We start from the raw sequence: 21,379 nt of genomic DNA, 5'->3' as shown, positions 1-21,379 counted from the left end.
GTGTGCACGGTTTTTTTATTGTAAGGATTCTCCTAATGTTCAATAAAGTCACCAAGTCTTTCCAGTACGGCGAACATACCGTCGTTCTGGAAACCGGCGAAATCGCACGTCAGGCGTCAGGTGCCGTGCTGGTTTCGATTGAAGACACGGTTGTGTTGGCCACGGTTGTTGGCAAAAGCGAAGCGAAAGCAGGTCAGGATTTTTTCCCTCTGACCGTTGATTACGTCGAAAAAACCTACTCCGCTGGCAAGATCCCTGGTGGTTTCTTCAAGCGTGAAGGCCGCCAGTCCGAGCGCGAGATCCTGATCTCCCGCCTGATCGACCGTCCACTGCGTCCACTGTTCCCTGAGGGCTTCTACAACGAAGTTCAGGTCATCATTCACACGGTATCGGTCAATCCTGAAATTGATCCTGATATCGCTGCCATGATCGGCGCTTCGGCTGCTCTGGCTATCTCCGGCATCCCTTTCAATGGTCCTGTGGGCGCTGCTCGCGTGGGTTACGTTGATGGTCAGTACGTGCTGAACCCATCCGCTACTCAGCTGAAATCTTCGGCTCTGGATCTGGTTGTGGCCGGTACCGAACAAGCGGTGCTGATGGTTGAGTCCGAAGCCAAGCAATTGTCCGAAGAAGTCATGCTGGGTGGTGTGGTGTTTGCTCACGAGCAAATGCAAGCGGCCATCAACTGCATTCACGAACTGGTTGAAGAAGCTGGCAAGCCCGAGTGGGATTGGCAGCCTGCCACTGTTAACGAAAGCCTGCTGGCTGCGGTAACTGCCGCTGCTGAGGAAGGTCTGACACAGGCCTACCAGACTCGCGAAAAACAGGCTCGTACCGAGCAAGTGCGCGCTGTCTACGCTCAAGTTAAAGAAACGGTCAAGGCTCAAGCAGAAGCCGCTGGTCAGGATCAGCCTGATATGGTTGCCGTCGAAAACATGATGTTCGACCTGGAAAGCAAGATTGTGCGTTCGCGCATCTTGAGCGGCGAGTCCCGTATTGACGGTCGCGACACCCGCACAGTGCGTCCTATCAGCATTCGTCTGGGCGTTCTGCCCCGTGCTCATGGTAGCGCCTTGTTCACACGTGGCGAAACTCAGGCTTTGGTGGTGACCACCCTGGGTACCAAGCAAGACGAGCAGATCATTGACTCGATCATGGGCGAATACCGCGATCGCTTCATGATGCACTACAACATGCCTCCGTTCGCCACAGGCGAAGCCGGCCGTTTCGGCGCTCCCAAGCGTCGTGAAATCGGTCACGGTCGTCTGGCCAAGCGTGCTTTGACTCCTTTGCTGCCTGCCGCTGAGGATTTCCAGTACTCCATCCGTGTGGTGTCCGAGATCACTGAGTCCAACGGTTCCTCCTCCATGGCATCGGTGTGCGGTGGCTCGCTGTCCATGATGGACGCTGGTGTGCCTGTGCAAGATCACGTGGCCGGTGTGGCCATGGGTCTGATCAAGGAAGGCAACAAGTTTGCTGTGCTGACCGACATTCTGGGTGACGAAGATCACTTGGGCGATATGGACTTCAAGGTTGCCGGTACCGAGAAAGGTATTACTGCCTTGCAGATGGATATCAAGATCCAGGGCATCACCAAGGAAATCATGCAGGTTGCCTTGGCCCAGGCTCACGAAGGCCGTATGCACATCTTGGGCAAGATGAAAGAGTCCATTGACGGTTCCCGTACCGAAATGTCCGAATTCGCGCCTCGCATGCTGACTGTAAAGATCAACCCCGAGAAGATTCGTGATGTGATTGGTAAGGGCGGTGCAACCATCCGTTCCCTGACCGAAGAAACGGGTACGCAGATCGATATTTCGGATGACGGCACCATCACGATCGCCAGCGCCGATCTGGACAAGGCTCGTGACGCTGAGCGTCGTATTAAAGAGCTGACCGCTGAAGTGGAAGTGGGTCAGGAATACGAAGGCCCCGTGATGCGTTTGCTGGACTTTGGCGCGATTGTGCAAGTGTTACCAGGCCGTGACGGCTTGCTGCACATCTCCGAGATTGCCAACTACCGTATCGCCAACATCAATGACGTGCTGAAAGTGGGTCAGCTTGTTAAGGTCAAGGTCATCGAAGCTGATGAGAAAGGTCGTCTGCGTCTGTCGATCAAGGCTATTGGCGGTATCGAAGCTCAAGGTGGCCCAGCCGCTCCTGCTGCTTCTTGATAGCGTTCGCAGTCTGTTTGAAGAAAACCCGCCAAAAGGCGGGTTTTTTGCGTTTGCTTGCTTTGTTGGGAAGGTGGGTGTTGGTACTGTACCCGTACCTGTATCTGTTGTGCTTGTGGTTTCAGCCGTAGCCTTGGTTGTAGCTTTGCTCTTTGATGGTTCATCATTTTTGAGCTGCTTGCTTCTTGAGGGCAGATTCGGTCTGGTTGGAGAGGGTGGGTGGAGCAGAGCAGGGCGGAGTGGAGGGATAAACTGTTGGTCAGTTGAAATGGTGCCCAAATTCCTGGCGCTGATACGGCCGTTCGAGCAAAGTCCGGCCAGGGTACTGGCTGCCACGTTAAAATCGTGGTTCGAGCCCATCGTACGAATATGGCGCGTTACCAAGTCCAACGGCATCACCGAGGGCTTCCATACGAAATGGAAATGCTCTTACGCCGTGCGTATGGGTTTAGAAGCTTTGAAAACTACCGCCTGAGGGTCTTGGCCCAGTGCGGTTGGAATGGTGTAATCAACCGGGTCTGATGAATGACCATCCCCTGTTTATGGGGTAGAGCCGATATCCGCCCGCTATCGTGAATATGTGGTGCATCCAGCCGGAATCGAACCGGCACGATCAAAGATCGAGGGATTTTAAGTCCCTTGCGTCTACCAATTCCGCCATGGATGCAGCGGGAGATGATGGCGGAAGCGGTGAGATTCGAACTCACGGATGGGTTACCCCATCGCCGGTTTTCAAGACCGGTCCATTCAACCGCTCTGGCACGCTTCCTATCTGTTGGGCTTTTTCCGGCACGCTCTTCGCATGAAAAGCACGATAGCCAGGAAAGCCTTAAAGTGTAACGTATAAATTTGCCAGCGTCATGGAAATAATCTGTTTTCATGGCTGGAATAGGGTGTTGATGTCAGTGCCTGTGATAGATTGCAGCAAGTAAGGTGGCTTCTTGTTGTTTGTCATTTGGGCCACGCTGGAAAAAATGGTTTAGATATTAGGGAGTAGGTATGCGAGTTGTGGAGATTACCGAGTTTGGAAAGCCGGAAGTGTTGCGAGTGGGTGAACGCCCCATGCCGCAACCCGGTCCTGGCGAGGTGCTGGTCAAGGTGTTGGCGGCGGGTGTAAACCGTCCAGATGTTTTGCAACGGGCGGGCGCTTATCCACCACCTGCTGGAGCCTCTGATATTCCCGGCTTGGAGCTGGCTGGTGAAATTGTCTCCGGTGATGTGCAGGACAGCGAGTTCAAAATCGGCGATCAGGTCTGTGCTTTGGTTACCGGCGGTGGCTATGCCGAATATTGCGTTGTTCCAGTTCAGCAATGTCTGCCTATTCCTGCGGGTTTCAGCTTGCTGGAGGCGGCGGGTTTGCCAGAAACTTTTTTTACGGTCTGGAGTAATGTGTTTGACCGTGGTCAGCTGAGCAAGGGTGAAACCCTGCTGGTTCATGGTGGTGCAAGCGGAATTGGAACGACGGCTATTCAACTGGCTGTGGCCTTGGGGCATACGGTGTATGCCACGGCTGGCAGCGACGAGCGCGTAGAGGCTATTAATCGTCTGGGCGGGGTTGGTATCAACTACAAAACCGAGGTTTACGAAGACGTCATCAAGAGCAAAACAGATGGTCGTGGTGTTGATGTGATTCTGGATATGGTTGCTGGTGATTACATCAACCGGGATTTGACGTGTCTGGCCGATGACGGCCGTATCGTTATTATCGCTTTGCTGGGTGGGGTGAAGTCCACGATTAACTGTGGCGAAATCCTGCGTCGTCGTCTGACCATTACTGGTTCAACCTTGCGCTCTCGTTCGGTTGAGTTCAAGGCGCAACTGGCGCAGGCTTTGAAAGCGCGAGTCTGGCCTTTGCTGGAAGCAGGCCAAGTGCGCCCCTTGATTCATGCCACTTTCCCCTTGGAAAAGGCGAGTGATGCGCATGCCATGATGGAGGCGGGTGAGCAGGTCGGCAAGATCATTCTTGTTCCTTAAAAGCTGCAAGGGGTGGTGTTGCCACCCCTTTTTTTGTCCTGTTGAAATGAATTTTCTGCCAAATATGCGCGAAATGGATTTGCTCACGCTACAATAGTCGGTTAGCTGCGCCTTGATTGTGGGCGTTGGTGTAACTTTTTGACTGGCATCAAGGGAGCAATGAGCGTACATTCTTCGCGTAAACGACTGGTTGCGGGTAATTGGAAATTAAATGGCTCGCTTGATGGCAACAGCCGTCTGCTGCAAGAACTGCTCGTTCAGCCTGATGCGCAGGCAGATTGTGATGTGCTTGTATGCGTTCCTTATGTGTATTTGCCTCAGGTGGCAGGTATCTTGAAGGATTCGACCATCGCGGTTGGCGCTCAAGATGTCAGTGTCCACGCCAAGGGGGCATACACCGGGGAGATCTCGGCGGCAATGCTGGCTGATGTGGGTTGTCGTTGGGTGATTGTCGGGCATTCCGAACGTCGTCAGTATCATCAGGAAAGCAGTGCTCAAGTCGCCGCCAAAGTTATTGCGGCACTGGAAGCAGGCTTGACGCCCATTGTCTGTATTGGCGAGCAGTTGGCCGATCGCGAGGCAGGGCAGGAAACCTGTGTGGTGCAAGATCAACTCGAACCTATCAAGGCTCTTGGGGCCGAGGTGGTCTCCAAACTGGTGCTGGCCTATGAGCCGGTCTGGGCGATTGGTACGGGTCTGACTGCAACGCCGGAGCAAGCGCAGCACATGCATCAGCAGATTCGTGCCTATATGGAATCGGATCAGTTGCGTATTTTGTACGGGGGCAGCGTGAAAGCGGATAATGCTTCAGAGCTGTTTGCCATGCCGGATATTGATGGTGCCTTGGTGGGTGGTGCATCGTTGGATGCACAAGAATTTTTACGTATTGTGGCCGCTTAAAGGGTCTGGAGTCTTTAAATGCAAGATTGGATGTCTTCCGTTCTGATGGCGGTGCAGGTTATTTCCTCGCTGTTGATTATTGGTCTGGTTCTGCTGCAGCAAGGCAAGGGTGCGGATATGGGTTCCGCCTTTGGCGGCGGCTCGGCCGGCAGCGTGTTTGGTGCAGCGGGTGCGGCCAACTTTTTGTCGCGCATGACCAAATGGGCAGCAATTGTCTTTTTTGTGTCTACTGGCGGTTTGGCTTGGGTGGCTCATCATCCAGCGCAAAAGGCTGATGCGGGTGTGATGCAGGGGTATGAGTCCTCTGTGCCTGGCGCGGCTCCATCGGGTGCCGCTTCGGTTCCCGCTCCCGCAGCCTCGGTGCCGGCAGCGGTTCCTTCGGCAGCTCCAGAGCAAAGCGCGCCAGCAGTTCCTGCTGCTGAGTAAGCCCGCGCTATTTGTGAGTTTCTTGTTGCTCTCTATATAAGAGGCTGCAAAGATCTCACAGACAGGATTGGAAGGTGTGATATCAAAGCCCGCCGTTACGGCGGGCTTTGATGTTTTGCGGTGTTTGTTTGGGATATGCCTGAGAACGGGCTTTTTTAGCTGTTTTGGGCTGTTTTGTACTGACAGTCCTGCTTTTGTCATGCTAATATCGCTGTCTTGATTGCTTGCCGACGTGGTGGAATTGGTAGACACGCTATCTTGAGGGGGTAGTGGCGAAAGCTGTACGAGTTCGAGTCTCGTCGTCGGCACCAAAAAAATGCTGTGTTGCTCTGTCATTGCAGGGCTTGAAAATAAAACCTGATCCTGAGAAGGACGGGTTTTTTTTTGCCATTTTTTTGGTGCTTGAGGGTTTGCTCAGATTGCGGGATTTTTGGGCGGTACTGGGGTGTTTGTTCTGGTTTGAAAAAAGGCTTCGGCTGAGTCAGCGCGTTCTGAGTTTTGTTAATTCTTTTTTTCTCGTAATATGAGAAACTGTCATTGTCACCGCTTTGGGTGTCCCGAGTTTGGGATGGGCTTTGGGGTGCTTGCTTCCAGTTAGACGGCAGGGTTTGGTTTTTTGTTGTATTTCCACAAAACCAGTGTTGGTGACCGATTGCCAGCGAGAGTTAAAGCAAGTTCTTAAGATAGTTTTGGCTTTAGCTTGCTAATTATCATCCTTGGCAGAGGCGGCTTGGAAAGCCGCTATAAGTGGGTTTTTGTTGTGTATAGCCAACAGGCTGTGTACAAAGATTCACGTTTCCGAAGGGTTTCGTAGTCAAGCGACGGGAATTTTGATGCAATAGCGTTAACTTCCCATCGCGGAGTTAGAAAGAGCAGCAGCACTGTTGTAGTTGGGCTGCTCTGATTTACTCAAATCTACGGAGATTTCTTACATGAAAAAGACTCTGCTCGCTGCTGCTCTGATGGCCGGCTTCGCTGGCGTCGCACACGCAGAAACGTCTGTCACCCTGTACGGTATTCTGGACGGTGGTATCGGTTACCAAAAATTCAAAGGCACTGAAACCTACACCTCGAACGGTAACGGTACTTCTTACGAACAGAAGAAAACCGGTATGATCAACGGCATCCAGTCGGGTAACCGCTGGGGCTTGAAGGGTTCCGAAGATCTGGGCGATGGCCTGCGCGCTGTATTCCAACTGGAAAGCGGCTTTGATCTGTCCACCGGTAATTCCGCTCAAGGTGGTCGTCTGTTCGGTCGTCACGCCACTCTGGGTCTGGCTGGCGACAGCTGGGGTCAATTGGACTTCGGTCGTCAAACTAACATCGCCTCCAAATACTTGCCAGGCGTAGCCGATCCTTTCGGCGGTGGTTTCGATCAAGCTAACATCGGTGGTGCTTTCACATCCGCTAACACCGTTCGTTACGACAACATGGTCATGTACCAAACCCCTAACTTCTCCGGCTTCCAGTTCGGCGTTGGTTACTCCTTCAATACTGGTGGTTCCCAAGAGTACAAGGTTAACGAAGTTAATAACATTAATGATGGTCTGGAGCGCAACCAGCGCGCCGTGACCACCGGTCTGCGTTACGTTAACGGCCCTATCGGTGTTGCTCTGACATACGATCAGTACAAAACTGCTGAAAGCCGTGCTGTTGTGAATGGTCCAGTGAGCGGTGGTGACACTGTTAAGTCCTGGAACATCGGTGGTAGCTACGACTTTGAAGTTGTGAAGGCTTACTTGGCTTTCGGCCAAACCCGTGACGGTTTGTTCGCTGCTCAGTCCTACAGCGGCTTTGGTTTGGGTGATGCAATGGTCTCTAATGGCTTGAGCAGCCTGGACGGCCTGAAAGTTAACTCCTACTTGGTCGGTTTGTCCGCTCCTGTGGGTGCTGGTACTGTGATGGGTTCTTGGACGATGGCTGATCCTCGTTCGGCTCCAGATCAACTGGCTAACTCCGGTGCTTCGTGGGAAATGAAGAAACAGCATACGTTCAGCCTGGGTTACAGCCACCCACTGAGCAAGCGCACGAACGTGTATGCAATTGGTTCCTACGCCAAGAACGTGTACTTCATGCCTGATGCTAAGTCGACTCTGATCGGCGTTGGTCTGCGTCACCAGTTCTAATTGTTTCGCGTAGCTTGTCTACGCGTTGCGAAAGGCAAATTTTCGGATTCGCCTGAACTGCAGAAGTATAAAAAGCCATCCTTCGGGATGGCTTTTTTATTGTCTACTGCTTTTTTGGGGTGTTTGTTTGGGCCTGTTCGGGTTGTAGGGGCTGTGTTTGGTTTTGCTGCTCGTGTTTATGGGTTCGTTGGTATGTGTTGGCTATTGGCGTAAGGTCTGTGAGTTTCCTGGGGTGGTACTCTGTTGTTGTGATGTAGGGGCTGGAGTGCGTGCTAAATCTGTCTAACGACCATTGCGACTACTTGGTCTTGTTTGGCTTGCTTACAAAATAAGCAGGAAAAATCATTTTCTTCTGTTTGGTGGCTGACATTTACCTTACAAAAACGAGTAAGATAGTTGATTGAAGTCTACAATCGCAACCCTTAATAGAATAAATAATCAATAGTTGAAGGGTTTCCAGTCAGGTAGCTGACAGTTTTTGCGGCGTGGGTGCAACACCCGCGCATAGATGTAATGCTTTGGGGTTATCCCCCAAAACTGTGCTCTCAAAATGCTACAATCCAAGAGTTTATTTACTGCGATTGGATGCTTTGCATGAACCTGCAAGAGTACTTTCCCGTTTTGCTATTTATCATCGTTGCCACTGGGATTGGCCTGGCCTTACTTTTGGTCGGTCGAGTGCTCGGTCCTAACCGGCCCGATGCTGAAAAGCTCTCTCCTTACGAATGCGGTTTTGAAGCATTCGGCGACTCGCGCATGAAGGTGGACATTCGTTACTACCTGATCGCGATTCTGTTCATCATGTTCGATCTGGAAATCGCTTTTCTGTTTCCCTGGGCCATGGCCAATGGAACAGTAGGCCTGGTCGGTTTCTGGACCGTTATGGCGTTCCTGGCCGTTTTGACGGTCGGTTTTATCTACGAATGGAAAAAAGGCGCTCTGGACTGGGAATAACCCATCCATAGAGAACCCTGTCGGGGTTTTCGCGTCTGCTGCTGGGCATAAGGGGCATGGGGATGCGTCTTGATGACAGCGGGTTTGGTCAGCAACAGGATAGGCCGGGGCTTCCCAGGCTCTGATCCGGCAAAAGGCAACTACTATGGCTATCGACGGCATTCTCAAAGAAGGTTTTGTGACGACCAGTGCAGACAAGTTTCTGAACTGGGCAAAAACAGGGTCCATGTGGCCCATGACATTTGGTCTGGCCTGTTGTGCAGTGGAAATGATGCACGCTGGTGCGGCTCGTTATGACCTGGACCAATTTGGCATTATTTTCCGTCCCAGCCCTCGTCAATCTGACTTGATGATTGTGGCGGGCACTCTGTGCAACAAGATGGCGCCTGCCTTGCGCAAGGTGTACGACCAGATGGCTGAGCCACGTTGGGTTGTTTCCATGGGCTCCTGTGCCAATGGTGGCGGCTACTACCACTACTCTTACTCGGTGGTGCGCGGCTGTGACCGCATCGTGCCGGTAGACGTGTACGTGCCGGGCTGTCCTCCTACCGCTGAAGCTTTGGTTTACGGTTTGCTCCAAATGCAGAACAAGATCCGTTTGACCAATACCATCGCACGCTGAACGGTTAGAACAGGCTAAACAAGACTATGACACGGCTAGAAACTTTAAAAACCAACTTGCTCTCCATCCTGGGCGAGCAGGCTGCGTTGACGCAAGCGCGCAATGAACTCACTTTGGAAGTGCCGGCTGATGCATGGCTCGATACCTGCACACTGCTGCGTGACCACGCTGACTTGCGCTTTGAGACCTGTATCGACTTGTGCGGGATTGATTATTCCGCCTGGAAAGCGCCTACCTATCAGGCTGCATCGGCTCAGTTTCCTCATCGCTTTGCTGTTGTGTTGCACCTGATGTCCTTGACGCACAACTGGCGCCTGCGTGTGCGCTGCTTTGTGCCCAATGACGATTTCCCAACGCTGCCAACCTTGTTCGAGGTCTGGCCGTCGGTGAACTGGTTCGAGCGCGAGGCGTTTGACCTATATGGCATTGTTTTCGAGAACCACCCTGATCTGCGTCGCATCCTGACCGACTACGGTTTCATCGGCCATCCGTTCCGCAAAGACTTCCCCATCTCCGGCTACGTCGAAATGCGCTATGACACCGAGCAGAAGCGGGTCATTTACCAGCCCGTCACCATCGAGCCGCGTGAGATCACGCCACGTGTGGTGCGCGAGGACGATTACGGAATTGGGCGATAAGCATCATGGCAGAAATTCAAAACTATACCCTGAACTTTGGTCCTCAGCACCCCGCCGCACACGGTGTATTGCGTTTGGTGCTTGAGCTGGACGGCGAAGTCATTCAGCGTGCTGACCCCCATATTGGGCTGTTGCACCGCGCCACCGAAAAACTGGCTGAAAACCGCACTTTCCTGCAAACCCTGCCATACATGGATCGTCTGGACTATGTGTCCATGATGGTCAATGAGCATGCTTACTGTATGGCTGTGGAGCGTCTGGTCGGTGTCGAGGTTCCGTTGCGTGCCCAGTACATCCGCGTCATGTTTGACGAGATCACCCGCATTCTGAACCACCTGATGTCGGTCGGCTCGCATGCGCTGGACGTGGGGGCCATGGCTGTGTTCCTGTACGCCTTCCGTGAACGTGAAGACCTGATGGACTGCTACGAAGCGGTCTCCGGCGCCCGTTTGCACGCGGCCTACTACCGTCCAGGTGGCGTTTACCGCGATCTGCCCGGCACCATGCCTCAGTACAAGGCCAACAAATACCGCTCCGACAAAGAACTGAAAGCCATGAACGAAGCTCGTTCGGGTTCTTTGCTGGATTTCATCGAAGACTTCACCAACCGTTTCCCCACTTGTGTCGACGAATACGAAACCCTGCTGACCGATAACCGTATCTGGAAGCAGCGTCTGGTGGGCGTGGGCGTGGTGGATCCTGATCGCGCCAAGGCGCTGGGCTTTACCGGCCCCATGCTGCGTGGTTCGGGCGTTGAGTGGGATCTGCGCAAGATGCAGCCCTACGAAGTCTATGATCGCGTCGAATTTGATATTCCTGTGGGTCGCAACGGTGACTCTTACGACCGTTATCTGGTTCGTATCGCGGAAATGCGCGAGAGCAACCGCATCATCCGTCAGTGTGTACAGTGGCTGCGCAACAACCCCGGTCCTGTCATCACGGATAACCACAAAGTGGCGCCGCCATCGCGCGAACGCATGAAAACCGGGATGGAGGACTTGATCCACCATTTCAAACTGTTCTCCGAAGGTATGCACGTGCCTACTGGCGAAGTGTATGCCGGTGTGGAGCATCCCAAGGGCGAGTTTGGCATTTATCTGGTATCTGACGGCGGCAACAAGCCTTACCGCATGAAGATCCGTGCTCCGGGCTTCGTCCACTTGCAGGCCCTCGATGAAATGAGCCGCGGTCACATGATTGCCGACGCGGTCACGATCATCGGCACGCAGGACATTGTGTTTGGCGAGATCGACCGTTAAGGTCGCGCCTGGAAAAACGGAACCGAATTATGTTGCTTTCCGAAAAAGCCTACCAACAGATAGATAAGGAACTGAGCAAGTTCCCGGCAGATCAACGTCGCTCTGCCATCATGGCCTCCCTGGCCATTGCCCAGCAGGAAAAAGGCTGGGTATCGCCAGAGATTATCGAGGATGTGGCCCAATATATTGGCGTGGAGCCTATCGCTGTGCAGGAGGTGGCAACCTTCTACAACATGTTCCACACCAAGCCCGTTGGCCGCGTCACCATTTCCGTTTGCACCAACTTGCCCTGTGCGCTGCGTGATGGCGTCAAGGCTGGCGAGTACCTGAAAGAGAAACTGGGTATCGAATACGGTGAAACCACGGCGGACGGCCAGTTCTCCCTGATCATGGGAGAGTGCATGGGCTCATGTGGTGATTCGCCCGTCATGTTGCTGAACAATCAGCACATGTGCGTGCGCATGGAAGCCGAGCGCATTGATGCCATGCTCGAAGAATTGAAGACACACGGAGAATCGGCATGATTGCACCGGACATTCTGCGCAAGTTCGCACAGGGTTTGGAACCCAACCCTGGTGGCGACGTATCGCGCAGCATGATTTTTCATGATCGTCATATTCAGCCACAGATTCTGGCTGGTTTGAACGGCGATAACTGGGGCCTGGAAGAGTACGTCAAGCGTGGTGGCTATGAGGCCCTGCGCAAGGTCTTGACCACCGGCATGAAACCCGAAGACGTGATTGCGGAAGTCAAGACTTCAGCCTTGCGCGGTCGTGGTGGTGCAGGTTTTCCATCGGGTCTGAAGTGGAGCTTCATGCCCCGTAGTTTGCCCGGTCAAAAGTACCTGGTATGTAACTCCGACGAGGGCGAGCCCGGTACCTTTAAAGACCGCGATATTCTGCGTTTTAACCCCCACATCGTGATTGAAGGCATGGCTATTGCTGCCTATGCCATGGGTATTACCGTCGGCTACAACTACATCCACGGTGAAGTGTTTGAAATCTATCAGCGTTTTGAAGAGGCGCTAGAGCAGGCCCGTGCGGCTGGCTTCCTGGGCGATAAGATCCTGGGTTCGGATTTCAGCTTCCAACTGCATGCGTTCCACGGCTACGGCGCCTATATTTGCGGTGAAGAAACTGCATTGCTGGAGTCGCTGGAAGGCAAGAAGGGCCAGCCCCGTTTCAAACCGCCATTCCCGGCCAGTTTTGGTCTGTACGGCAAGCCGACGACCATCAACAACACCGAAACCTTCGCTGCTGTGCCCTGGATTTTGCGCAACAGCGGTCAGGAATACCTGGAAGTAGGTATCCCCAACGCCGGTGGCACCAAGATCTTCTCCATTACGGGTGACGTAGAGCGTCCCGGTAACTACGAAGTGCCTCTGGGGACACCGTTTGCTACCTTGCTGGAACTGGCCGGCGGTATGCGCGATGGTCGCAAACTGAAAGCGGTGATCCCAGGTGGTTCCAGCTCGCCCGTGTTGCCCGCTGACATCATGATGGCCACCAACCTGGACTATGACTCCATTGCCAAGGCAGGTTCCATGCTGGGTTCGGGCGCTGTCATTGTGATGGACGAGACGCGCTGCATGGTCAAGTCCCTGCTGCGCCTGTCCTATTTTTACTATCACGAAAGCTGCGGCCAGTGTACGCCGTGCCGGGAAGGCACAGGCTGGTTGTGGCGTATGGTGCATCGTATCGAGAACGGTCAAGGTCGTCCGGAAGACCTGGATATGCTCGACGACATCGCACATAACATCATGGGTCGCACCATTTGCGCCCTGGGTGATGCTGCGGCCATGCCGGTGCGCAGTTTCGTTAAGCATTTCCGCGACGAGTTCGCACACCACATCGAGCATAAAGGCTGTGTGGTGCCTCAATATTTGTAGGCCAGGACAACGTAATGGTAGAACTCACCATCGATGGCATTAAAGTTGACGCCCCGGAAGGCAGCATGGTCATTCAGGCTGCCCATGACGCCGGGGTCTACGTGCCGCACTTCTGTTATCACAAAAAACTGAGTATTGCCGCCAACTGCCGCATGTGTTTGGTGGACGTGGAAAAAGCGCCCAAGCCTTTGCCTGCTTGCGCCACTCCCGTCACCAACGGCATGGTTGTGCGTACTCGTTCGGAAAAAGCTGTGGCTGCTCAAAAGAGCGTCATGGAATTTCTGCTGATCAACCACCCTCTGGATTGCCCCGTGTGTGACCAGGGCGGTGAGTGTCAGTTGCAGGATCTGGCCGTGGGTTACGGTGGCTCCGAGTCGCGCTACAAGGAAGAAAAGCGCGTCGTGGCTGCCAAGTCCATGGGGCCGCTGATTTCCACCGAAGCCATGCAGCGTTGCATTCACTGCACCCGCTGTGTGCGTACTGGCGAAGAAATTGCCGGTGTGCAAGAGGTTGGTATGCTCAACCGCGGCGAACACGCCGAAATCACTACCTTTGTGGGTCGCGCAGTCGAGTCCGAATTGTCGGGCAACATGATTGACGTTTGCCCCGTCGGTGCCTTGCTCTCCAAACCTTTCCGCTTCAATGCCCGTACCTGGGAACTGGCCCGTCGTCGCAGCGTTAGCCCGCACGACAGCGTGGGTGCCAACCTGGTGCTGCAAGCCAAGATGGACAAGGTACTGCGTGTTGTTCCTTTCGAGAACGACGAAGTCAACGAGTGCTGGATCAGCGACCGTGACCGTTTCTCCTACGAAGGTCTGTACACCGAAGACCGTCTGACTCGCCCCATGGTGCGTGGTGATGACGGCCAGTGGCGTGAAGCCTCCTGGAACGACGCCATGCAAACCATCGTTGCTGGCATGAATGCCGTACGCGAGAAGTTTGGTGCAGATCAACTGGGCTGTATTGGTTCGGCTACCTCCACAACCGAAGAACTGGCTTTGCTGGCTCGTCTAGGTCGTGCCCTGGGTACCGAAAACGTGGACTTCCGTTTGCGTCAGACCGATGCCCGTCTGGATGGCGCCCTGGCCGGTGTACCTTGGTTGGGTATGCCTCTGACCGCCTTGAACGAGCTCGATCGCGTTCTGGTCGTGGGCTCCTTCCTGCGTAAAGATCACCCCTTGATGGCCCAGCGTCTGCGTCAGGCTGTCAAACGTGGCGCTCAAGTTTCCTTTATTGATTCGGCTGCCGATAATCCATTGTTCAATGCGATTGCTGGCCGCATGACGGTTGCTCCCAGCCAGTTGGCCAACTCTCTGGCTCAAGTGCTGGTTGCCGTTGCCAAAGTCAAAGACAGCGCAGTTCCTGCGGGTCTGGAAGGCGTGCAAGTTTCTGCTGAAGCTCAGCAGATTGCTGACAGCCTGGTTTCCGGCGAACGCGTGGCTATCTTGCTGGGCAATATGGCTGTCAACTCGGATCAGGCTAGCGTAATTGCTGCCAACGCCAATGCGATTGCACAGGCTAGCGGTGCCAAGCTGGGCTTCCTGACTGCCGGTGGTAACACCGTGGGTGGTTATTTGGCTAACGCCGTACCGGGCAAGGGCGGTCTGACCGCCGAGCAAATGCTGGCTCAGACCCTGCGTGCCTACCTGGTTCTGAACGTCGAGCCTGCTCTGGACAGCGATCTGGGCGAGCGTGCTGTGGAAACACTGCAGTCCGCCACCTTCTCGGTCGCGCTGACTTCCTATCGTTCCGCTGCCGAGCAGTGGGCCGATGTGATGCTGCCCGTCTCTCCGTTCACTGAAACCTCCGGCACCTTTGTGAACGCCGAAGGCCGTGTACAAAGCTTCAAGGGTGCTGCCGCTCCCGTGGGCGATACCCGTCCGGCCTGGAAGGTTCTGCGCGTACTGGGCAATTTGTTCCAACTGGATGGTTTTGACGACGAAACCTCTGAATCGGTGCGTGACTCTGTCATGGCTGCTGGTGTGGAATCACGCCTGTCCAACCAGATCAATCTGGCTGCCAGCGTTCTGCCTGCCGCTAGCGGTCTGGAGCGTGTGGCTGATGTACCTATTTATCGTAGCGATGCGCTGGTGCGCCGTTCGGCTCCTTTGCAGGAAACACCTGCTTCGGCCGCTCCTACGGCTCGCATGGCCGCCGCCACGCTGACCCAACTGGGCTTGGCCGACGGCGATCTGGTGAAGGTTCGTTCTTCGCAAGGCGAAGTCAGCTTGCCAGCTCAGCTGGATGACACCGTGGCATTGAACTCGGTGCGTGTTGCCACCGCTTTTTCTGAAACTGCCGCTTTGGGTAGCGCATTCGGTCAATTGACAGTGGAGCGTGCATAACATGGAATTTCTCTCTGCCATCAATAGCTACGGTTCGGACCTGCTGGGTCCGAGTGCATGGTATGTGGTGTGGACGCTGCTGAAGATTGTCGCTATCGCGGTGCCCGTCATTCTGTGTGTTGCTTACCTGACCTACTGGGAACGCAAGATGATCGGCTTCATGCACGTTCGTCTGGGACCAACCCGTGTTGGTTACCGCGGCTTGCTGCAGCCTTTCGCTGACGTTTTCAAACTGCTGACCAAAGAGCTGATCGTTCCAGCCAAGTCCAACAAGGTTCTGTACCTGTTGGCTCCGGTTGTGACGCTGATGCCTGCTTTGGCCGCCTGGGCGGTGATTCCTTTCAGCCCCGATGTGGTTCTGTCTGACGTGAACGCCGGTCTGCTGTACATTCTGGCGATTACTTCGCTGGGTGTGTACGGTGTGATCGTGGCCGGTTGGGCTTCCAACTCCAAGTACGCCTTGCTGGGTGGTCTGCGTGCAGCCGCTCAGGTGTTGTCCTACGAACTGGCCATCGGCTTTGTTCTGATTACCGTACTGCTGGTTTCCGGTACGCTGAATCTGTCGGGCATCGTGGTTGGTCAGACTCAGGGTTACTTTGCGGACAAGGGCTTGAACTTCCTGTCCTGGAACTGGCTGCCACTGCTGCCACTGTTTGTGATCTACGTGATTTCCGCCGTTGCTGAAACCAACCGTCACCCGTTTGACGTGGTGGAAGGCGAATCGGAAATTGTGGCCGGTCCCATGGTGGAGTACTCCGGTACTGGTTTCGCTCTGTTCTTCCTGGGCGAATACGCCAACATGATTTTCCTGTCGGCTCTGGCGTCCATCATGTTCTTGGGTGGCTGGACTCCCATTGTCGAGTTCGCTCCCTTTACCTGGATTCCGGGGTGGCTGTGGCTGGGTCTGAAGACCTTTGTCGTGGTCTCCATGTTCATCTGGTTCCGTGCAACGTTCCCACGTTACCGCTATGACCAGATCATGCGTTTGGGCTGGAAAGTATTTATCCCGCTGACCGGTGTTTGGCTGGTTATTGTGGCGATCTGGATGCAGACGCCCTGGAACATCTGGCATTAAGGCTAAGGGGCAAGATTATGGAAGCAATCAAAGATTTCTTTGGCAGCCTGATGCTGTCCGAGATGCTCAAAGGCATGCGCCTGACGGGGAAGTATTTCTTCAAGCGCAAGGTAACGCTGCGTTATCCCGTTGAAACCACGCCCGCTTCGCCACGTTTTCGCGGTCTGCACGCCTTGCGTCGCTACGAAAACGGCGAAGAGCGTTGCATCGCGTGCAAACTGTGCGAGGCCGTATGTCCCGCCATGGCCATCTCGATCGAATCGGCTGAACGTGAGGACGGCACCCGCCGCACCACGCGTTACGACATCGATCTGGCCAAGTGTATTTTCTGTGGTTTCTGTGAAGAAAGCTGCCCGGTCGATTCGATCGTGGAAACGCACATTCACGAGTACCACGGTGAAAAACGCGGCGATTTGTACTACACCAAGGACATGCTGCTGGCTATTGGTGACCGCTACGAAGACGAGATTGCTCGTCGTCGTGCCGCAGATGCACCTTATCGCTAAGGCCGGAGCTCTACACTCATGTTATTTACTACTGTTCTGTTTTATGTGCTGGCGCTGGTGATGGTGGTGGCCGCGTATCGCGTGATCGCTGCCAAAAACCCGGTTACGGCCGTATTGCACTTGATTCTGGTGTTCTTCACGGCCGCCATGATGTGGATCACAATGGGCGCCGAGTTCCTGGGCCTCTTGCTGGTGGTGGTCTATGTGGGCGCGGTGATGGTGATGTTCCTGTTCGTCATCATGATGCTGGACGTTCGTCAGGAATCTGCGGCCAAGAAATTCAAGGCTCATGTGCCGATGGGGCTGTTGATCGGTGCCATCATGGTTCTGGAAATGGGCTTTGTGTTGACCAAGCTGTGGTTTACTACGGCACCTGCTGCCGCGGTGGCTGCGGACTACAACAATACCCGCGTCATTGGCGAGTTGATGTACTCCCAGTACGTACTGGCGGTGTTGCTGGGTGGCATTGTGTTGCTGGTTGGCATGATCGCGGCCATTGCACTGACTCTGCGTAAACGTGAAGGTGTCAAACGCACCGTCTCCGGCGAACAGGTCAAGGTTCGCGCTAAAGACCGTCTGCGCATGGTTTCCATTCCTTCTCAAACCGAAAAGCCGTCGGCGTCCAGTTCGGCTGACGCTGTCGTGCCAGGAGACAAATGATGATGACGCTGACGCTTGCGCACTATTTGGTCCTGGGCGCTGTGCTGTTCACGATCGGCCTGTTTGGCTTTTTCCTGAACCGTCGCAACCTGATTATCCTGCTCATGTCTGTTGAGCTGATTCTTTTGTCGGCCAATATGAACTTTGTGGCCTTCTCAACGTGGATGGGCAACGAGGCAGGTCAGGTGTTTGTCTTTTTCGTCCTGACGGTCGCGGCGGCCGAGGCGGCCATTGGTCTTGCAATTTTGGTTCTGTTGTTCCGTAACCTTAATTCGATCAATGTCCAGGATCTCGACCAGCTCAAGGGTTGATGGGATAGCACACTAATGAACTCCATAAATCTTTACTTAACGATTGCGCTTGCCCCCTTGGTGGGCTCGGCGCTAGCCGGTTTGTTTGGTACCGGCTTCCTGGGTCGATTTATCGGCAAGACAGGCGCTCACCTGATCACGATCGCGGGCGTGTTGCTGTCTTTCGTCGGCTCGGTCATGGTCATGTTTCAGGTTCTGGATGGTCAGACCTTTAACGGTCCGGTCTACACTTGGATCACCATCGGCAGTATTCAGTGGGATATCGGTTTCCTGATCGACAAGCTGACGGCCCTGATGATGGTGGTGGTGACGTCCGTGTCGCTGATGGTGCATATCTACACCATTGGCTACATGAAAGACGATCCGGGCTACCAGCGCTTTTTCTCCTACATCTCGCTGTTTACCTTCTCGATGCTGATGCTGGTCATGTCCAACAACATGCTGCAACTGTTCTTCGGTTGGGAAGCAGTGGGTCTGGTGTCTTACCTGCTGATCGGTTTTTGGTACGAACGCAAGACTGCAATTTTTGCCAACATGAAGGCCTTCCTGGTCAACCGTGTGGGTGACTTCGGTTTTGCTTTGGGTATTGGCTTGCTCTACGCCTACACCGGCTCCATGAACTACAGTGACGTGTTCGCCAAGGTTCAGGAACTGAGCACCCTGACATTCCCCGGTACCGACTGGCAATTGCTGACCGTTGCTGCTCTGGCCCTGTTTGTGGGTGCCATGGGTAAATCGGCTCAGGTTCCTTTGCACAGTTGGCTGCCTGACTCCATGGAAGGTCCTACTCCTATCTCGGCGCTGATTCACGCCGCGACCATGGTGACGGCCGGTATCTTCATGGTGGCTCGTTTCTCGCCTGTGTTTGAGCAGTCGACAACGGCCTTGTCCTTCATCATCGTGATCGGTGCTACCGGTGCCTTGTTCCTGGGCTTGTTGGGTATTATCCAGAACGACGTCAAGCGTGTGGTGGCTTACTCCACTTTGTCGCAGTTGGGTTATATGACGGTGGCTTTAGGGGCTTCGGCTTATTCGGCTGCGGTGTTCCACCTGATGACGCACGCTTTCTTCAAAGCCTTGCTGTTCCTGGGCGCCGGTTCGGTGATTATCGGTATGCACCACGATCAGGACATCCGCAATATGGGTGGTCTGCGCAAGTACATGCCTATTACCTGGCTGACCTTCCTGATCGGTACGCTGGCTCTGGTGGGTACGCCGTTCTTCTCGGGTTTCTACTCGAAGGAACACATCATCGAGGCCGCAGGCGAAGCTGGTATTTGGGGTTCGACCTACGCTTACTACGCCACACTGATCGGTGTGTTCGTCACCTCGCTGTACTCCTTCCGTCTGTACTTCCTGGTGTTCCACGGTAAAGAACGTTTCCGTGATGTCAAGCACGACGAATTGCATGGTCACGACGACCATCACGCTCACGGTGGCGATCCTCACGAGTCGCCCTGGGTAGTGACGCTGCCTCTGGTGCTGCTGGCTATTCCATCGATCTTCGCTGGTATCTGGTTTGTGGATCCGTTGCTGTTCGGTGGCTACTTTGACGGCATTGTGACGGTTCTGCCCGACCATCCTGCCATGGCAAATCTGGCTGCCCATTGGACTGATTGGATGGCATATGCCTTGCACGGTTTTGTGACGGTGCCATTCTGGCTGGTTGTAGCCGGTGCTGTGGTGGCCTGGTACATGTATCTGGTTAATCCGGCCTTGCCTGCCGCTATCAAGAAGAACTGCTCTTTTATCTACCGTATCCTGGAGAACAAGTACTACGTTGACTGGTTCAACGAGCAAGTGCTGTCTCGTGGCGTTCGCTGCCTGGGTACGGGCCTCTGGAAAGGTGCTGACCGCGGTCTGATTGACGGCCTGGTGGTCAACGGTAGTGCGCGCGTAGTGGGCTGGGTGGCTGCAATCAGCCGTCATATCCAGTCCGGCTACGTCTATCACTACGCCTTTGCCATGATCCTCGGGATCCTGGCGCTCTTATCCTTTTTTGTACTGACGGTTCGGTAATGGCTAGCGATATGGCGTCTTCTACTCTTCCTTGGTTAACGCTGGCGATTTTCGTACCCATCGTCGCTGGCCTGTTGGTGCTGGCTCTGGGACGTGATGATCGTCCCACCTTCACCCGCTGGCTGGCTCTGCTGGGTTCGATTGCCGGTCTTGTTGTCACTATTCCTCTGTATACCGGCTTCAATCCCGGTACAGCCGACATGCAGTTTGTCGAGCTGGCCCCCTGGATTGATGCCTTCAAGGTGAATTACCACCTTGGCGTGGACGGTATTTCCATGTGGTTTGTTCTGCTGACCGCTTTCATCACGGTGATCGTGGTGCTGGCGGGCTGGCAGGTGATTACCAGCCGCGTGGCGCAATATATGGGTGCCTTCCTGATCCTGTCGGGTCTGATGGTTGGCGTGTTTGCCGCTTTGGATGGCTTGCTGTTCTACGTGTTCTTTGAAGCCACGCTGATCCCGATGTATCTGATCATCGGTATCTGGGGTGGTCCAAATCGCGTGTATGCATCGGTCAAGTTCTTCCTCTACACCCTGATGGGCTCCCTGCTGACGCTGGTTGCTTTCATCTACCTGTGGAACGTGTCCGGCGGCACCTTCGATATTCTGACCTGGCACAAAGTCCCCTTGGACTACACCACGCAGGTGCTGATCTTTGTGGCGCTGTTCATGGCGTTTGCAGTGAAAGTGCCTATGTGGCCTGTCCACACCTGGTTGCCAGATGCCCACGTGGAAGCACCTACGGGTGGTTCCGTGGTGCTGGCTGCCATCATGTTGAAGCTGGGTGCTTACGGTTTCCTGCGCTTTTCCCTGCCCATCGCTCCTGATGCCTCGCAAGGACTGGCCGGAATCATCATTGCCTTGTCCCTGGTCGCGGTGATCTACATTGGTCTGGTCGCCATTGTTCAGGACGACATGAAAAAGCTGGTGGCGTACTCCTCTGTGGCTCATATGGGTTTTGTCACCCTGGGCTTTTTCGTGTTCAACACGACGGGTATGGAAGGCGCGATCATGCAAATGATCTCGCACGGTTTTGTGTCCGGCGCCATGTTCCTGTGTATCGGTGTTCTGTACGACCGTCTGCACAGCCGCCAGATCGCCGATTACGGTGGTGTGGTCAAGGTTATGCCTCGTTTCGTCACCTTCTTTGTGCTGTTCTCGATGGCCAACAGCGGTTTGCCAGGTACCAGCGGCTTTATCGGTGAGTTCACCGTCATCATGGGCGCGGTTGAGTACAACTTCTGGATTGGTCTGTTGACAGCAACGGCGCTGATTACCGGTGCGTCTTACTCGCTGTGGATGCTCAAGCGCGTGGCCTTTGGCCCTGTCGGCAATGACAAGGTTGCTGGCATGAGCGATCTGAGTGGCCGTGAGTTCTTCGTTCTTGGCGTAATGGCGATTGCGGTGCTGGGCATGGGGGTCTATCCCAAGCCATTCACCGAGGTCATGCACGTTTCGGTTGAAGCGTTGCTGCAACACGTCTCCATCTCGAAACTGTAGGCC

The 21,379-nt window shown here is 54.4% G+C and carries 18 protein-coding genes and 3 tRNA genes; 19 read left to right on the top strand and 2 right to left on the bottom strand.

Features of this window, described 5'->3' with window-relative positions; translation table 11 throughout:
- Window positions 1–35: 35 nt before the first annotated feature.
- Window positions 36–2,174: a polyribonucleotide nucleotidyltransferase gene (gene pnp / locus ACDI13_RS03215; RefSeq protein ID WP_316988805.1), complete on the top strand. Its 2,139-nt coding sequence runs from the start codon at window positions 36–38 to the stop codon at window positions 2,172–2,174.
- Window positions 2,175–2,755: 581 nt separating this feature from the next.
- On the opposite strand, the gene ACDI13_RS03210 is transcribed toward pnp, so the two are convergent.
- Both ACDI13_RS03210 and ACDI13_RS03205 read right to left on the bottom strand, forming a co-directional pair.
- Window positions 2,756–2,841, bottom strand: a tRNA-Leu gene (locus ACDI13_RS03210).
- Window positions 2,842–2,853: 12 nt separating this feature from the next.
- Window positions 2,854–2,943 (bottom strand) — tRNA-Ser (locus tag ACDI13_RS03205).
- 230 nt (window positions 2,944–3,173) lie between these two features.
- Between ACDI13_RS03205 and ACDI13_RS03200 the strand changes: the two genes are divergently transcribed.
- The 18 genes from ACDI13_RS03200 (at window position 3,174) to ACDI13_RS03115 (ending at window position 21,376) form a co-directional block, all read left to right on the top strand.
- Window positions 3,174–4,148, top strand: a complete 975-nt coding sequence (locus tag ACDI13_RS03200; RefSeq protein WP_316988806.1) for an NAD(P)H-quinone oxidoreductase — start codon at window positions 3,174–3,176, stop codon at window positions 4,146–4,148.
- A 159-nt stretch (window positions 4,149–4,307) separates the two neighbouring features.
- Entirely contained in the window at window positions 4,308–5,048 is a 741-nt protein-coding gene (gene tpiA, locus ACDI13_RS03195) for a triose-phosphate isomerase (RefSeq protein ID WP_316988807.1), read from the top strand.
- An 18-nt stretch (window positions 5,049–5,066) separates the two neighbouring features.
- A complete protein-coding gene (gene secG, locus ACDI13_RS03190; RefSeq protein ID WP_316988808.1) occupies window positions 5,067–5,474 on the top strand; it encodes a preprotein translocase subunit SecG in 408 nt (135 codons plus the stop codon).
- Between the two features lie 226 nt (window positions 5,475–5,700).
- Window positions 5,701–5,785, top strand: a tRNA-Leu gene (locus ACDI13_RS03185).
- A gap of 621 nt (window positions 5,786–6,406) precedes the next feature.
- On the top strand, window positions 6,407–7,600 hold the full coding sequence (locus tag ACDI13_RS03180) for a porin (RefSeq protein ID WP_316988809.1): 1,194 nt from the start codon (window positions 6,407–6,409) through the stop codon (window positions 7,598–7,600).
- Window positions 7,601–8,194: 594 nt separating this feature from the next.
- Complete coding sequence (locus ACDI13_RS03175) at window positions 8,195–8,554, top strand: NADH-quinone oxidoreductase subunit A (protein ID WP_003801061.1); 360 nt, start codon at window positions 8,195–8,197, stop codon at window positions 8,552–8,554.
- Between the two features lie 145 nt (window positions 8,555–8,699).
- A complete protein-coding gene (locus tag ACDI13_RS03170; RefSeq protein WP_003801059.1) occupies window positions 8,700–9,176 on the top strand; it encodes an NADH-quinone oxidoreductase subunit B family protein in 477 nt (158 codons plus the stop codon).
- A 26-nt stretch (window positions 9,177–9,202) separates the two neighbouring features.
- Window positions 9,203–9,814, top strand: a complete 612-nt coding sequence (locus ACDI13_RS03165; protein WP_316988810.1) for an NADH-quinone oxidoreductase subunit C — start codon at window positions 9,203–9,205, stop codon at window positions 9,812–9,814.
- A 5-nt stretch (window positions 9,815–9,819) separates the two neighbouring features.
- Entirely contained in the window at window positions 9,820–11,073 is a 1,254-nt protein-coding gene (locus ACDI13_RS03160; RefSeq protein ID WP_316988811.1) for an NADH-quinone oxidoreductase subunit D, read from the top strand.
- A 29-nt stretch (window positions 11,074–11,102) separates the two neighbouring features.
- A complete protein-coding gene (gene nuoE / locus ACDI13_RS03155) occupies window positions 11,103–11,597 on the top strand; it encodes an NADH-quinone oxidoreductase subunit NuoE (RefSeq protein ID WP_026483139.1) in 495 nt (164 codons plus the stop codon).
- Window positions 11,594–12,961, top strand: a complete 1,368-nt coding sequence (gene nuoF / locus ACDI13_RS03150) for an NADH-quinone oxidoreductase subunit NuoF (protein ID WP_316988812.1) — start codon at window positions 11,594–11,596, stop codon at window positions 12,959–12,961. The genes nuoE and nuoF overlap by 4 nt, the downstream gene beginning before the upstream one ends.
- Before the next feature lie 14 nt (window positions 12,962–12,975).
- Window positions 12,976–15,306 (top strand): NADH-quinone oxidoreductase subunit NuoG, encoded by a 2,331-nt coding sequence (gene nuoG, locus ACDI13_RS03145; RefSeq protein ID WP_316988813.1) that lies wholly within the window; start codon window positions 12,976–12,978, stop codon window positions 15,304–15,306.
- Between the two features lies 1 nt (window position 15,307).
- Complete coding sequence (gene nuoH / locus ACDI13_RS03140; protein WP_222653510.1) at window positions 15,308–16,381, top strand: NADH-quinone oxidoreductase subunit NuoH; 1,074 nt, start codon at window positions 15,308–15,310, stop codon at window positions 16,379–16,381.
- A 17-nt stretch (window positions 16,382–16,398) separates the two neighbouring features.
- Window positions 16,399–16,887, top strand: a complete 489-nt coding sequence (gene nuoI, locus ACDI13_RS03135; protein WP_003801051.1) for an NADH-quinone oxidoreductase subunit NuoI — start codon at window positions 16,399–16,401, stop codon at window positions 16,885–16,887.
- 18 nt (window positions 16,888–16,905) lie between these two features.
- On the top strand, window positions 16,906–17,547 hold the full coding sequence (locus ACDI13_RS03130; RefSeq protein ID WP_316988814.1) for an NADH-quinone oxidoreductase subunit J: 642 nt from the start codon (window positions 16,906–16,908) through the stop codon (window positions 17,545–17,547).
- A gap of 2 nt (window positions 17,548–17,549) precedes the next feature.
- Complete coding sequence (gene nuoK, locus ACDI13_RS03125) at window positions 17,550–17,858, top strand: NADH-quinone oxidoreductase subunit NuoK (RefSeq protein ID WP_026483136.1); 309 nt, start codon at window positions 17,550–17,552, stop codon at window positions 17,856–17,858.
- A 15-nt stretch (window positions 17,859–17,873) separates the two neighbouring features.
- Window positions 17,874–19,877 (top strand): NADH-quinone oxidoreductase subunit L, encoded by a 2,004-nt coding sequence (nuoL, locus tag ACDI13_RS03120; protein ID WP_316988815.1) that lies wholly within the window; start codon window positions 17,874–17,876, stop codon window positions 19,875–19,877.
- 11 nt (window positions 19,878–19,888) lie between these two features.
- Window positions 19,889–21,376, top strand: coding sequence for an NADH-quinone oxidoreductase subunit M (locus ACDI13_RS03115; RefSeq protein ID WP_162496904.1), 1,488 nt, complete (start codon window positions 19,889–19,891; stop codon window positions 21,374–21,376).
- The last annotated feature ends 3 nt before the right edge of the window (window positions 21,377–21,379 follow it).

This window comes from Alcaligenes faecalis (genome assembly GCF_041521385.1).
GTDB classification, from domain to species: Bacteria; Pseudomonadota; Gammaproteobacteria; order Burkholderiales; family Burkholderiaceae_B; genus Alcaligenes; species Alcaligenes faecalis_E.
This window is presented reverse-complemented; position numbering and strand designations above follow the sequence as displayed.